At 45.4% G+C, this 14066-nt stretch carries 11 protein-coding genes and 1 pseudogene; 9 read left to right on the forward strand and 3 right to left on the reverse strand.

All coding sequences use genetic code 11. The features are described 5' to 3' along the window. Positions 1-322: 322 nt before the first annotated feature. Positions 323-841, reverse strand: a complete 519-nt coding sequence (locus tag JGK11_RS24230; RefSeq protein ID WP_293185667.1) for an O-acetyl-ADP-ribose deacetylase — start codon at positions 839-841, stop codon at positions 323-325. A 50-nt stretch (positions 842-891) separates the two neighbouring features. Further along, positions 892-1659, reverse strand: a complete 768-nt coding sequence (locus JGK11_RS24235; protein ID WP_293185665.1) for a 5-formyltetrahydrofolate cyclo-ligase — start codon at positions 1657-1659, stop codon at positions 892-894. 108 nt (positions 1660-1767) lie between these two features. On the opposite strand from JGK11_RS24235, the gene JGK11_RS24240 reads away from it, so the two are divergent. Next, the gene (locus JGK11_RS24240) at positions 1768-4491 is read left to right on the forward strand and encodes an AAA-like domain-containing protein (RefSeq protein ID WP_293213174.1); all 2724 of its coding nucleotides are present in this window, start codon (positions 1768-1770) and stop codon (positions 4489-4491) included. 299 nt (positions 4492-4790) lie between these two features. Here JGK11_RS24240 and JGK11_RS24245 read toward each other — a convergent pair whose 3' ends face one another. Then, complete coding sequence (locus tag JGK11_RS24245) at positions 4791-5255, reverse strand: COP23 domain-containing protein (protein WP_293185661.1); 465 nt, start codon at positions 5253-5255, stop codon at positions 4791-4793. Between the two features lie 385 nt (positions 5256-5640). Here JGK11_RS24245 and JGK11_RS24250 point away from each other — a divergent pair, with 385 nt between their 5' ends. The 8 genes and pseudogenes from JGK11_RS24250 (at position 5641) to JGK11_RS24285 (ending at position 14061) form a co-directional block, all read left to right on the forward strand. Next, the gene (locus tag JGK11_RS24250; RefSeq protein WP_293148535.1) at positions 5641-6138 is read left to right on the forward strand and encodes an HNH endonuclease; all 498 of its coding nucleotides are present in this window, start codon (positions 5641-5643) and stop codon (positions 6136-6138) included. A gap of 236 nt (positions 6139-6374) precedes the next feature. Then, a complete protein-coding gene (locus tag JGK11_RS24255; protein WP_293213176.1) occupies positions 6375-7631 on the forward strand; it encodes a bifunctional oligoribonuclease/PAP phosphatase NrnA in 1257 nt (418 codons plus the stop codon). Between the two features lie 1664 nt (positions 7632-9295). After that, positions 9296-9682: a DUF4347 domain-containing protein gene (locus tag JGK11_RS24260; protein ID WP_293213178.1), complete on the forward strand. Its 387-nt coding sequence runs from the start codon at positions 9296-9298 to the stop codon at positions 9680-9682. 28 nt (positions 9683-9710) lie between these two features. Further along, positions 9711-10790, forward strand: coding sequence for a DUF4347 domain-containing protein (locus JGK11_RS24265; RefSeq protein ID WP_293213180.1), 1080 nt, complete (start codon positions 9711-9713; stop codon positions 10788-10790). A gap of 100 nt (positions 10791-10890) precedes the next feature. Continuing rightward, positions 10891-10956 (forward strand): annotated as a pseudogene (locus JGK11_RS24270) (hypothetical protein); the annotation flags it as partial. Positions 10957-11016: 60 nt separating this feature from the next. Further along, entirely contained in the window at positions 11017-11916 is a 900-nt protein-coding gene (locus JGK11_RS24275) for a calcium-binding protein (RefSeq protein ID WP_293186335.1), read from the forward strand. A 280-nt stretch (positions 11917-12196) separates the two neighbouring features. Next, positions 12197-12691 (forward strand): phosphohistidine phosphatase SixA, encoded by a 495-nt coding sequence (gene sixA / locus JGK11_RS24280; RefSeq protein WP_293213182.1) that lies wholly within the window; start codon positions 12197-12199, stop codon positions 12689-12691. 224 nt (positions 12692-12915) lie between these two features. Then, complete coding sequence (locus JGK11_RS24285) at positions 12916-14061, forward strand: citrate synthase (RefSeq protein ID WP_293186330.1); 1146 nt, start codon at positions 12916-12918, stop codon at positions 14059-14061. Positions 14062-14066 lie beyond the last annotated feature (5 nt).

The raw sequence follows: 14066 nt of genomic DNA on the forward strand, positions 1-14066 counted from the left end.
GTAACAAATGGAGTCATATTTTAATTGGTATCTCGGTAAAAAAATGAGTAAGATTACTCATTGACAACAGTGCTTTTAGCTTAACTTGTGAGTAATGTTGGTTATCTAGGCCTTACTGCTTTCATTATCTGGCGCATTTTGGCTACAAATTAGATATATTATGAAATAATATCAATTCCGTTTGTATCGGAATGATATAAACGGAGAAGACGGAGGAGACGGCTTGGCCTTTGTCCCTACAATTCATCACGTAGGGACACGGCAATGCCGTCTCCTCTATATGATAAGGAGTTTTAACTTGTAGGGTGCATCAGACGAAGTTTTAGAGAGGTTTTTTAGGGTTGTATTTAGATATAATCCTTTCGTAGATTTCATAATTCTCTTGATCGAAACAGCAAAAAATTACTTTTTGAGAACCACCATTATTTTGTATATATTCCCAGCATACCTTCACTGCAATCTCACTTGCTAGAGCTTTAGGAAAGCTGTAAATGCCGGTGCTAATGCAAGGAAATGCCAAACTCTCAAACTGTTGTTCTGCGGCAATTTGCATACACTTACGGTAACACTCGGCTAAGAGTTCTGGTTCTCCATCATTACCCTTCCGCCATACTGGCCCTACTGCGTGGATGACGAAGCGTGCAGGCAATTTATATCCCTTAGTTAGTTTAGCATCTCCAGTCTTACATCCTCCCAGCAATCGGCATTCGTCATACAGTTCCGATCCTGCTGCTCTGTGTATTGCTCCATCTACTCCACCACCACCAAGTAAACTGGTATTTGCAGCATTCACGATCGCATCAACTTCGAGTTTTGTGATGTCGCCCAAAATAACTTTCATATTTTCTGCAATAGTAAACTGTAGACAAGTTTAGCAAAGAAACTCGTTATCTAGTTTTCTTCTCTTAATTTTCGCAAAATCGGAATTTGTGCCAACTGTTCCGATCGCAAACTATCCCAGTTTAACCCAGTTGGACGCGGATAACTCGTATTAGTCTCAATTACCTCCTGGGCAGTCACAATCCAATTCAGCGCCCAATCGTGAGGCTGCATCGGCAAACGCGAATCTTCTACAATTTGCAAAGGATGCACTGTAGTCACAATCGGCGTATCGATTTCTACTAACCCGAATTCTGTCAACATCGCCAATTCTAAATCAGCAAATCCTGCACCTTTGCCGGTTCTTCCCCCGTTGCGCGCCACCGCTACGCAGCCGACTATTGCTAAATCGATCGGCTCCATTTCTTCAAAGCTTACCAATTTTCCGCAACTGAGGGCTTTACGGGCGATCCTCTTCGAGGGCTTCGCTAACGCACTTTCGGCTAGTGGCATATTGTGCTTGTGCAAATCTTCTGCCGTTAACTCGACAAAACAGCGATCGTCTGTCAAGCGCGGTACTGCCATATACAAGCGTTTTCCGTCTTGCAAAGCCCGCATCCGCACCGGAATTTGTGGCGAATCTGGATTGCACTTAATCGTTTTTGCCTGTTGCCAAATTGGTAAACTCGCCAATTTTTCAGCCGCCAACTCGGCGCCGACAAAATTGGGAATATGACCAAACGGATCGCCAACAGATGCGGCTTGATCTTTCAGCAAAGACCAAATTTCAGTTCTTAACTTGTCTTTGTCGCGGTGATATCCAATCCAATCTGTTTTCATGCTATATTATGGTACAATATATCATCCAAAATTTTACTTGAATTCTTCAGTCTCGCGTTGCGCGGACTTTGTTTGTGTAGTAGCGGTTTTAACCGCCGAATGAATTATATGAATTTTACCGCAAAACCCAGTTACTATCAAGTCGGCGGCAGTCTCACCAATAACGCTCCGAATTATGTGAAGCGCCAAGCAGATGACGACTTTTATAACGGATTGAAGGCGGGGGAATTTTGCTATGTTTTGAATTCGCGCCAAATGGGCAAATCTAGCTTGCAGGTGCGGACAATTCAGCGGCTGAGAAATGAGGGAATTGCTTGTGCTGCGATCGACATTTCGGAAATTGGCAACCGCGGCGTGACTCCCGAACAGTGGTATGCTGGGTTGCTACGCATTCTCGAAAATAACTTTAATCTGTCGGATATTGTCAACGTGCGGACTTGGTGGCGCGATCGCAATTTTTTAACTCCGGTGCAAAGATTGAGCGAATTCATCGAAACCGTGCTGTTAGCCAATATTTCCACCAATATTGTCATTTTTATCGACGAAATCGACAGCATTCTCGCCCTGGATTTTCCCGCCGATGATTTCCTAGCCCTAATTCGATCGTGCTATAACAAGCGCGCCAATAACTCAGAATTCGATCGCCTAACCTGGGCACTCTTGGGCGTAGCATCGCCGACGGATTTGTGCCGCGACAAGAATCTTGCCAGCAACACGCCTTTTAATATCGGTAGGGCGATCGAATTAACTGGTTTTGATGAAACAGAAGCTCAACCGCTAGCAGCCGGGTTGGCAGAGCTGACAGATCGCTCTGCTGAAGTGTTGAGAGAGGTTTTGTATTGGACGGGCGGGCAACCGTTTTTGAGTCAAAAGCTGTGCAAACTTTTATTTGAAAATGCACCCCCCCCAGCCCCCCCTTGTCAAGGGGGGGAGCAAGATCGCATTCAAAATCCGCGAGAGTGGGTTGAGAAAGTAGTGCGCTTGAAGATTGTGGAGAATTGGGAATCTCAGGATGTTCCCGAACATTTGTCCACAATTCGCGATCGGCTTTTTCGAGAAAACCAGCGGATTGTCAGAAGACTCGGATTGTATCAGCAAATTTTACAGCAAGTTGAAATCGTCCCCGATGGTAGTGCGGAACAAATGGAATTGCGATTAAGCGGATTAATCGTCAAGCGCCGGGAAAAATTAACTATTTCTAATCCTATTTATCAAGCTGTCTTTAACAAAGACTTAATCGCCAAAAACTTAGAAAAACTCTTACCTTACTCGGAAGCTATCAAAGTCTGGCTGAATTCTAACTCTCAAGATGACTCCCAACTGTTGCGCGGCGAAGATTTGCAATCAGCATTAGTTTGGGCGGCAGACAAAAGTTTGAGAAACGAAGACTTTCAATTTTTGACAGCCAGCCAAAAACTGATTTTGAGCGACCAAAATCAACTGCTGCTGGCAGCTAAACTAGAAACCCAAAAAGCGACGCGCGATGCCGAAACAGCTTTGAGTGAAGCTGGCGCAGCCAAGCAAAAAGCCCAACAGTGGATCGGCATCGGTTCAGCGGTACTGGCCGGATCGTTGATTGGGGCGATCGGCTTTTCAACTCTCGCTTACCAGCGGTTTAAACTAGCACAAGCAAGTATTGAAATCGAACAAAATGGCAGCGATGCTTTACTGTTGGCAGTATCTCAAAAAAACGAGAGCAGCGAAGCTTTATCGGAAGCTTTGCTAAGGGCGATCGCCTCTGGTAAAAAATTAAGAACCTTAGTTGAAAACAAACAACATCTCGAACAATATCCGGCAACTAGACCGCTGTTAGCCTTACAAGTTATTCTCGACGAAATTAGCAAAAAACAGCAGATTAAAGCACCATCACTTCCACCAAGAAAGATGAATTGGCAAGCTCATACAGGTGCTGTTACCAGCATCTGTTTCAGCCCTGACGGTAAAATTTTGGCAACCGCAGGAATAGACGATAGAGTAAGAATTTGGAACTTTTACGGGCAGAAAATTGCTGAATGGAAAGCTTTACAGCAGTCAGTGAATATGGTAAGCTTTAGCCCAGATGGTAAATTTTTAGCAACTGCCGGAAGCGATAGCACAGTTAAGTTCTGGAATTTGTCAGGAAAAAATATTTCTCAGTTGAAAGGAATTGAAGGCTCTGTTAACAGTATTAGTTTTAGTCCGAAAGAAAAGTTATTTGCGGCAGCAGGAATCGATAGCAGTTCGGCAATTTGGAACTTGTCAAAACGATCGCAAGTAATCTCATCTAGCCTGAAGCTTCCCGGTCACAATGGTTTAGTGAGAAGCGTTAATTTTAGCCCCAGCGGCGATTTTTTGACGACTTTAGACGGCAAATCTACAGTGCGAGTTTGGGATTTGTCGGGACAACTGGAAAAAACGCTGCCGGTGCAGGCAATTGGGATTAGTTTCAGTCCAGATCGACAGCAGTATCGCTTTGCTACAGTAACATTAAATGGCAAAGTCGGACTGTGGAATCTGTCAGCCAAAGAATTAGTTAGTGAATTTGAAACCTTGCATTTAGATGCGAAATTAATTAGTTTTAGTCCCGACGGAGAAAGGCTGGCTACTGTGGGAATTGATAAGACTGTGCGGCTGTGGAATTTAGCGGGGCGCCCGGTTGCTCAATTTACGTTTGAGGAGAATGTTGTTAGTGTCGGTTGGAGTGGAGATGGGAAGCAAATTGCTGTAGCGGGAAGCAATGGTACTGTTTGGTTGAGGCAGGTTGAAGGGTTGGAAGAATTGCTGAAGCAAAGCTGCGATTTTCTCAGCAGCAAACCAGAGTATTTGAGAAGGGTTTCCACTATTTGCAAGTAGTAATAAAACATGGAAATACGCACGCGGTAATGTCGTTTCCCTATCCATGGACTTTTTTGACCTGGGTTTGTAGGGAGCATCTCATTTTTGCAAAAAGCATTTTTTCTTTCAGTGCGAGCGGGGACAGCACTACAAATGCAAAACTGAGATGCTCCTGGTTTGTAGGGTGTGTTTGGTGCGTCGCTATGAGATTGTCACTCTTTTTTGGGGATAAGCAATGGCGACGCACCCTACAAATACTGTCAACTGTCAACTGTCAACTGTCAACTGTCAACTGTCAACTGTCAACTGTCAACTGTTTAATTTACCTTAACAGGCGAAACACTTACATTAGGATTTTTAACTCTTCTTAAAAGTTCTTGTCTGGCTTGTTCGGGATTTTGCCCTTTTGGGACTTGATATAATAATCTACAGGAACCGTCTTGAGGATTAGCTGCACAAATAATTAGTTGACCGCTGGAAGATGCACCTGCTGTGACAATATTGTCCCAGCTTCCTTGGGGTTGCGAGTTGTTGAGAATTCCCGAGACTCGGGTGCAGCGAGTAATGGCGTCTTCTCCTGATTCATTGAAATAGTTATCAGCTACCCATAGAATAACGGGAATATTTTTGCCTTGTTGGACAGCAATTGTGGCCGGGCGGCCACCAGCAGCGCCACAGAAAAATGACGGAGTTTGGGCAAAAGCCTGACTGTTTGCTAAAATCGGAGCTGCAAGGGCAATAATTGACACACTAAAAGCTGACTTTAAAAGCCGAAATTTCATGGGCGGTAATAAGCTTTTTCATTTATGGTTACTAATACTCTAAAAAGTTAGACTTCTGCTTGCCGGGAAGATTAGGCATTTAGGGAAAAAAATAAAATTTATTCTGTAAAGTTTTGCCGTTAGCGAAGCCCGCCCCCTACGGGGGCTACGCCAACGGAGACGATCGCCCATACTGCCATTATTCAGACCAAAACCCACGGAAAATCCCTGGCTGACAAACGTTGTGGCACAAAATAGGTGCAGCCGCAGGGGATCAGGCGCGAAGGTATAGGGTAAAGGTAAGGTTTTTAGCCGTTTTTTGTTGAGCCTTGCCCTTCCTGAGTCCGCCCCCCTAAACTGAAACCTGTGTTAGCATCAATAAAAATCTTCTCTTTAATAATCAACAATGGGCAATGTTCTGGTGCTGAATGCCTCCTACGAACCGCTCAACATCACCAATTGGCGAAGAGCGGTAGTTTTGTTGCTGAAAGGAAAAGCAGAACAGGTAGAACATAACGGGAAATTTATTGCGCCAAACTTCCCGCTACCAACTGTGATTCGACTGCGGCATTACGTCCGAGTTCCCTATAAGGATATTCCGCTTACCCGCCGGAACATCTTGCACCGGGACGCCCACTCTTGTCAATACTGTGGCTATACCGGGGACGATTTGACCCTGGATCACGTGATTCCTCGATCGCGCGGGGGAGGCGAAAGTTGGGAAAACCTCGCTACGGCGTGCGTGCGCTGCAATGTCAATAAAGGCAGTCGCACCCCGAAAGAAGCGGGAATGCTGCTGCGCTATCCGCCCAGGAAACCTCACAGCGGTCTTTATTTTGAAGTGACTAGACACGTTAAGAGTGGTATGCACCAAGAATGGCAAAAATATGTAATCGGCCTTTGAAACCCCCTGTCGCAAGAAAGCGCGGGGGTTTTTTGCGGAAGTTTTGAGTTGTAGGCGTGGGGCCATGAGTGCGCCGGGCCAATAGTTTTGAGTTGAAAAGTTAAATAGTTAAAGACTCTTAACTCCGGTTTCTCTTCGGAAATATTCGGTTTGACAGCGCGGTATCTACAAAGAAACCGGGTTTAATTGCTTTTGGCGCGCAAATACTGAAAAAATTAGATTGTGTATTTTTAACAATGAAAGACCACCAGCCTACCAATTCAGATGAAGTATCTGACAACCACGAAGCTGAGGTTGTACCATCCGCGAGTGTACCTGGGAAACGGCGCAGCAAAGCCGAAGTTGCTTCGGAAGACAATCGCGCCAGTCTCCGCGGAGAATTACTCGATCGCAAAGTTGAGCAATTGCGCCAAATGTTCGATCGGCACAGAGGCGATCGCCAGTTAATATTATTGCAAGATTTTCCCGACCCTGACGCACTTTCGAGCGCTTGGGCTTACAAATTAATCGCCGAACAGTACGATATTCAATGCGAGATTATCTACGCCGGCGCCCTCAGCCACCAAGAAAATATTGCCTTAGTTAAATTGACCGGGTTACCGTTGCAGCGGTGGACGCTGGAAACGACAAAAACGAAGGATTTGTCGGCGTATCAGGGTTGCGTTTTCATCGACAACCAAGGCACGACTTGTAACTTAACCGAGTTTATTTTAGGGGCGGGAGTTGCGATCGCAGCAGTAATCGACCACCACAGTTTGCAGGGGGAAATGAACGCAGAATTTACCGATTTGCGTCCGGATATCCGCGCTACAGCCACGATTTTTACCGAGTATTTGCAGGCTGGAATGGTGGCTTTTGACGGTAGTGTCAGCCAGCACGTCAAGTGTGCTACGGCTTTGATGCACGGTTTGCGATCGGATACCAATGCCCTCAGACAAGCACAGGAGGAGGAATTCTTAGCTGCGGCTTATTTGAGCCGATTTTATGACCCGCAGTTGCTGAATGCGGTGTTACAGTCGTCTCGTTCTAAATGGGTGATGGATGCGATCGAGCGATCGCTCAAACACCGCATCGTCCAGAACAATTTCTCGATCGCGGGCATCGGCTACCTCCGCTATGACGATCGGGATTCCATTCCCCAAGCAGCGGACTTTTTAGTAACAGAAGAGAACGTACATACAGCCGTTGTCTACGCAATTGTGCACGACAAAGACGAAGAAATCGAAGTAGTAATCGGATCGCTGCGAACGAATAAACTGACTCTAGACCCCGACGAATTTATTAAAGAAGCCTTCGGTCAAGATGCTCAAGGACGCTTTTTTGGCGGTGGAAGAAGTCAAGCGGGCGGTTTTGAAATTCCGGTAGGATTTCTTTCGGGTGGAAATGAGAATAGCGATTATGCAAGGCACAAATGGGAAGTATTCGATTCTCAAATTAAGCAAAAATTAATGAGTTTAATTAGTCCTACCGATAATCCAGTTTACGATCGTTAAAGTTTGTATAGCCTTTCTCTCCAAGAGTAAGGTACGTTGTTGGGAAGAGAGCCCTCTTGTGGTGATGGTACACTCAACTTGCGGACGCACCAAAAACTCCAATAAAAGTCATACTTCGTCTTTTTGAGAAGGTACGTTGTTGGGAAGAGAGCCCTCTTTTGGTGATTGTATACTCAACTTGCCGACGCACCAAAAACTCCAATAAAAGTCATACTTCGTCTTTTTGAGAAGGTACGTTGTTGGGAAGAGAGCCCTCTTTTGGTGATGATATAGCCTTTCTCAAAAAGATGAGGTATAACTGACAACTTATATAACCACTAAACTCAGAGGGCTGAAGCCCAACAACATACCTCATCTTTGTGATAACCGCTATACACTCAACTTGCGGACGCACCAAAAACTCCAATAACAATCATACTTCGTCTTTTTGAGAAGGTACGTTGTTGGGAAGAGAGCCCTCTTGTGGTGATGGTACACTCAACTTGCGGACGCACCAAAAACTCCAATAACAATCATACTTCGTCTTTTTGAGAAAGATGAAGTATATCTAATCCTGGGTAATTGGTAATTGCTGTTGATAGTTCCTATAAACTTTCTGAGATTTGTGGAAGTAAAGACGATCTCCGGGCGTGTGTGCGATCGCAATCATATCGTCGTACCATAATTTGTGATACGCGATCTTTATGAGAACCGTTATAGGATAAGCCAGAAAAAAAGGGGGTTGCCATAGATTTTTGGCGGCCTCTCATATTTTGCCAGAGAAATTATCTCTTGGTTACTAAATTTAGCGTCAATATCGACTAAATGAATAAATAGTTATATACGATATATAGCCTTTCTCAAAAAGGTGGGGTATGACTGACAACTTATAGAACCGCTTAAACGTATAGGGCTCTCTTCCCAACAACGTCCGCGAATATGAGAGCTAGATCCGCTATAGGTTTTACTAACTTCCGCAGCCACGAAGGCAAAGACAGAATTTGGATCAAAAGTACGATCGCACAGGAGTCGATCGGCTTCTAGATGCAAATAAAGTGGAGTCATCACAGAAATACGTAGGGGAAAACACATAAGTATCCGTAGCAGAAGTAAGAAGAAACAGGCAAGAAGCAATAACCACTAACCAATAAAAACAAACGTTTCAGCAATTAATAAAGTTTTCAGCGTTTTGGCGATCGCTATAAGTATCGAACCATTATTGAAATTTGATGTAAGTAAATCTACTGCCGATAAATGGCTTACGAGTGAAAAAATAGATAAGCATAATGGCCAATGACTTAGCAAGGTAAATCTGACAAAATTGTATCAAAGACAACAATTTGATAATTAAATTAGTAAAAGTTTTAAATCCCATCAGGTTTTAGATAGCTTGCTAACTTAATTTCAAATAGTGCAAAAACCCAAAGGCTTGTAATAAACACATCCTGAAATTCTTGAGTCTTTTGTGGGTACTCTAAAAAATATCTTTGTGTTAAAGGGTAACTAACTTGCGGCAAAACCATTGCAGAATAATGGTTTTACGCAATAGTTGCTCTTTTTGTTTTTTAAATTGCATATATATTATCAATTGATGCAATTCAAAAGTATGTGGAATATACTGAAGGTTCTTACCAAAGAAAGGGGTAGGTTAAATATAAAAAACAATACATCCGCCATCAAAGACAATGAATATTCTTGAGACAAGCGATCAAAATAATGGTTCTAATTTTTCGGAAATTACTGTTGCTAGCTATGTAAATGCCATAAACTTAATTCCACAAGTAAAACCAAAAAAAGAACTACTACTTATAGATGGAAATGTAGATAATTATCAGAGTCTCGCCAGCGGAGCCAGACCGGGAACAGAAGTATTTATCTTAGATTCAGCGCGGGATGGAGTAGAACAAATTAGCGAAGTTTTAGCCAGCCGGAGTGATATTAAAAGCGTTCATATTGTTTCTCACGGGGGTTCTGGAAACTTGCAATTGGGTGCAACAAGACTCAACTCTGAGACACTAAATACCTATAGCGAACAGTTGCAACAGTGGGGAAACTCACTTACTTACTACTAATGCCGATATTCTGATTTACGGCTGCGATGTGGCGGCTGGCGAATTAGGCGAAAACTTCGTAAACAAAATAGGCTATTTAACTGGTGCTGATATTGCAGCTTCAACAGATTTGACGGGCAGCGCACTACTGGGCGGCAACTGGAATTTAGAGAAATTAACAGGAGCGATCGAATCTCCCTTAGCTTTTCAAGTAGATGCGATCGCGGATTATCAGTCCACGCTAGCGGTTGACTGCCAGCCAAACGTTATTTATGCGATCGCCAACGGTAACGTCTTAATTACCAGTGTCAACACCGGAGGCAGCATAACCCTACCGACACCAACTCCCGATGCTGACTTAGCAGTCACAAAAACTGACGGGCAGACTACTGCAACACCAGGCACTCTTCTGAGTTATACAGTTACTGTTACAAACAACAGTTCCTGCTACATAAAAGGTATATCCTTTACCGATAACCTTCCTGCTAGCTTGACGGGAGTCACTTGGACTGCTTCGCTTTCAGGTGTAGGTGCTTTCCCGACTGCTGCGGATCGATCGGGTTCGGGCAACAACATCAATACGAAACTGGATCTAGATGCTGGATCGACTGCTACCTATATTGTTACTGGTACTGTTGCTAATAGCGCGATCGACACTACGATTAGCAACACAGCTACGGCAACTCCGCCAGAAGGTATCGTCGATAAGATCGTTAGCAACAACAACAGTGCGACTGACTTAACTGCTGTTGCTGCGAACCAACCTCCTGTTACAGCTAGCCCCAGCACTACAGTCAATCCTGGTAGCACCGTCCCTGTAACCGGATTGGGTGCTACAGATGCTGACGGGACGATCGCATCTTACACCGTCAACACGCTACCGCCAGCAGCCCAAGGCGTCTTATTTCTAGGAGATCCGGCAACAGGTGGAGTGGCAGTCATAGCAGGTCAAACCCTGACTCCGGCTCAAATTAGTCAGTTATTCTTCAAATCGACAGGCACATTCAACGGCGCTAATTTTACTTACAGCGCTACCGATGACAAAGGTGCTACCAGCCCTGCAACCGCGACACTCGGTGCGATCGCATTACCAGCACCTCTAGGGCGCCGGTACAGTAGAATATTTTGACAAAAAGAACGAAATATGTATTATGTAGGGCGAAGGATGAGGGTGACAGTAGATCGCGATCGCCAACCACAACCTTTAATACTGAACCGACACCCTAGTTGGAGGGGAGGGAAACGACAAAGCTTTCGGAGGAAAAGGCAGCGATTTGGTATATGGCGAGCTCGGTTCCGACACCCTCTACGGTGGCGAAGATGGAGACACCATCGTCGGCGATTACGGCAACCCGATGGCTGATACTTCTAACGAAGGAGACTTAATATTTGGCGATCGAGGTGCGGATTTAATCGCTGGTGGCAATGGCAACGATACCGTATATGGCGGTAAAGGTAACGACAAAGCTTACGGTGGCAAAGACAACGACCTGATCTGGGGCGAAATAGGTTCCGATACTTTGATCGGCGATAGCGGTAACGATATCCTGTACGGCGGTACGACAGATTCGTTGGTGCGAGATACACAAGGACGCGACTTGCTATTTGGTGGTGGTGGCAACGACTTCCTCAACGGAGATGAAGCGAATGACACTATTAGTGGCGGCAAAGACGACGATACCCTACGCGGTGGCAAGGATGATGACATTATTCACGGTGATGCAGGCAATGACTTGATGTTCGGTGATAATGGTAATGATATGCTCTGTGGCAATGATGGCAACGATACGATTTTTGGAGATAACAAAGGTATCTCTGTTGCTGTCGGTGCGATCGGTCAGCAAGATTGTATTGATGGCGGTGCTGGCGATGATTGGATCAACGGTAATGAAGGACAAGATACGCTCGCTGGCGGTGAAGGTAACGATACTTTAATCGGTGGTAAAGATAACGATTTACTCACCGGTGGTATGGGTGATGATTGGTTGATTGGCGATATGGGTGACGATACTCTGATTGGAGGTATTGGCAGCGATCGCTTTGTGTTAAACCCCGGCAGTGGCGCGGATACGATTGTTAATTTTGAGGTTGGTTCGGATAAATTTGTCATCACAGGTGGTTTGAATTTGTCGCAGTTACAAATCAGCCAAAGTGCTAACACTACCTTCCTGAAATTTGCCAGCACTGGGGAAGTCTTGGCGACGGTAATTGGAGCAAATAACTTGATTTCTCAATCAGATTTCCTTCTGGTTTAGATTGCACTCGGGATTTAGGCACGCAGGCTGAATAAGCCGAGTTTTTCAACCGATATCTAAGGTACGTTGTTGCGCTTTAGCGCTCTATTAGTCTAGAATAGAGCGCTAAAGCGCAACAACGTACCTTTAACGTACTTTTGAAGTAAACCTGACGACAGCGCAGGATTGTAAGGCAGTTGTACAATGGGGCGAAAATGCGATCGCACCCAATCTCAAAGGAAGTACGTAGGCGTAAGCCGGGGCGTAGCCATCGCACAACTATCAAAAAGGACAGCCAAGCGTGCATCTCTACCTAGTCCGTCACGGCATCGCAGCGGAACCCGAAGAATATGATACAGACGAGGAACGGCCCCTAACTAAAGAGGGCGATCGTAAAACCCGAAAAATCGCTCAGCGGCTGTACGAGCTCGAAATTCAGTTCGATCTGATTCTTTCCAGTCCCCTACTACGCGCCACACAAACCGCCCAAATCCTGCTGTCAGCGGGTCTGAGTTCCAAAATAGAAGAATCCCTCCCCCTCGCACCTTCAGGAGACATCGGGGACTGGCTGAGGTGGTACAAGCAGTGGCAGGAAACAGGGAACCGCAGCTTGGCCCTGGTGGGGCACCAACCAGATTTGGGCAATTGGGCAGAAAGTTTGCTTTGGGGGCGATCGCACGACACGCTGATTGTCAAAAAAGCAGGTATCATCGGCTTAATTCTCCCCGAAACTGGCTCCCCAGTCGGCCGCAGCCAAATGTTCTGGCTGACTGGGCCCAAGTTTTTGCTCTCCTAGAAACGGCGAATCGCCTTCTTAAACCCAGATTTTCGGGCGCAGAAAGCGGGTGGGAGGGGCGAAAATATCTAGCGGTGCGATTGATAACTCCGTTGAAAAATCCCGTTTCTGAGCGCCGGAGTGCCTGAGTCGCGATCGAATTATTATTGGTCAAGACGGTGACACGATCTTGCTTTCTGCTAATGTAATTTGATTAGATTCAACTCACACAACACGGTATCGCAATGGTCGTCGGCGAATTCAAACCAGGTTTAGAAGGTGTTCCCGCCACCTTGTCCAGTATTAGTTACGTAGATGGACAAAAAGGGGTGCTGGAATATCGCGGGATTAGCATCGAGGAACTAGCACTCAAAAGTTCCTTTGTCGAAACGTCATATTTATTAATCTGGGGTGTACTTCCAACAAAGGAAGAACTAGAAGCTTTCGAGCATGAAATTCGCTATCACCGCCGGATCAAATATCGCATCCGCGACATGATGAAATGCTTTCCCGAAAGAGGACATCCCATGGATGCCCTGCAAGCTTCAGCAGCGGCTTTAGGTTTATTTTACTCGCGCCGAGCTCTGGCTAACCCAGCATATATTCGAGAAGCTGTAGTGCGGCTGCTAGCTAAGATTCCCACAATGGTAGCAGCGTTCCAGCAAATGCGGCGAGGTAATGACCCCGTGCGGCCGAGGGATGACTTGAACTACTCGGCTAACTTTCTTTATATGCTAAACGAGCGAGAACCAGATCCGCTGTTAGCTAATATTTTTGACGTTTGTCTGACTCTGCACGCCGAACATACTATCAATGCCTCTACATTTTCGGCAATGGTAACAGCTTCGACGCTAACAGATCCTTACGGGGTGATTGCTTCAGCAGTTGGCACTTTGGCGGGGCCGCTGCACGGGGGAGCGAATGAAGAAGTGATTGAGATGTTGGAGCAAATTGGTTCTGTAGCAAACGTGCGGCCTTTTGTCGAGAAGTGCGTTGAAAATAAGGACAAAATCATGGGCTTCGGACACCGAGTTTATAAGGTGAAAGATCCGAGAGCAACTATTCTTCAAGGGTTAGCGGAACAGTTATTTGACAACTTTGGTCGCGATGATTATTACGACATTGCTGTCAAGTTGGAAGAAGTCGTTGAAGAGAAATTGGCTCACAAAGGAATTTATGCTAATGTAGATTTCTATTCTGGTCTGGTTTACCGGAAAATGGGAATTCCGACGGACTTGTTTACACCAGTTTTTGCGATCGCCCGAGTTGCCGGTTGGCTGGCCCACTGGAAGGAACAGCTAGAGACAAACCGCATTTACCGCCCGACTCAAATCTATACGGGTACTCACGGTGAGCCTTATATTGCGATCGAGGAAAGACTGCCATCTTAAAGCAT

It is taken from the genome of Microcoleus sp. PH2017_34_RAT_O_A (assembly GCF_020737885.1).
Classification (GTDB): domain Bacteria; phylum Cyanobacteriota; class Cyanobacteriia; order Cyanobacteriales; family Microcoleaceae; genus Microcoleus.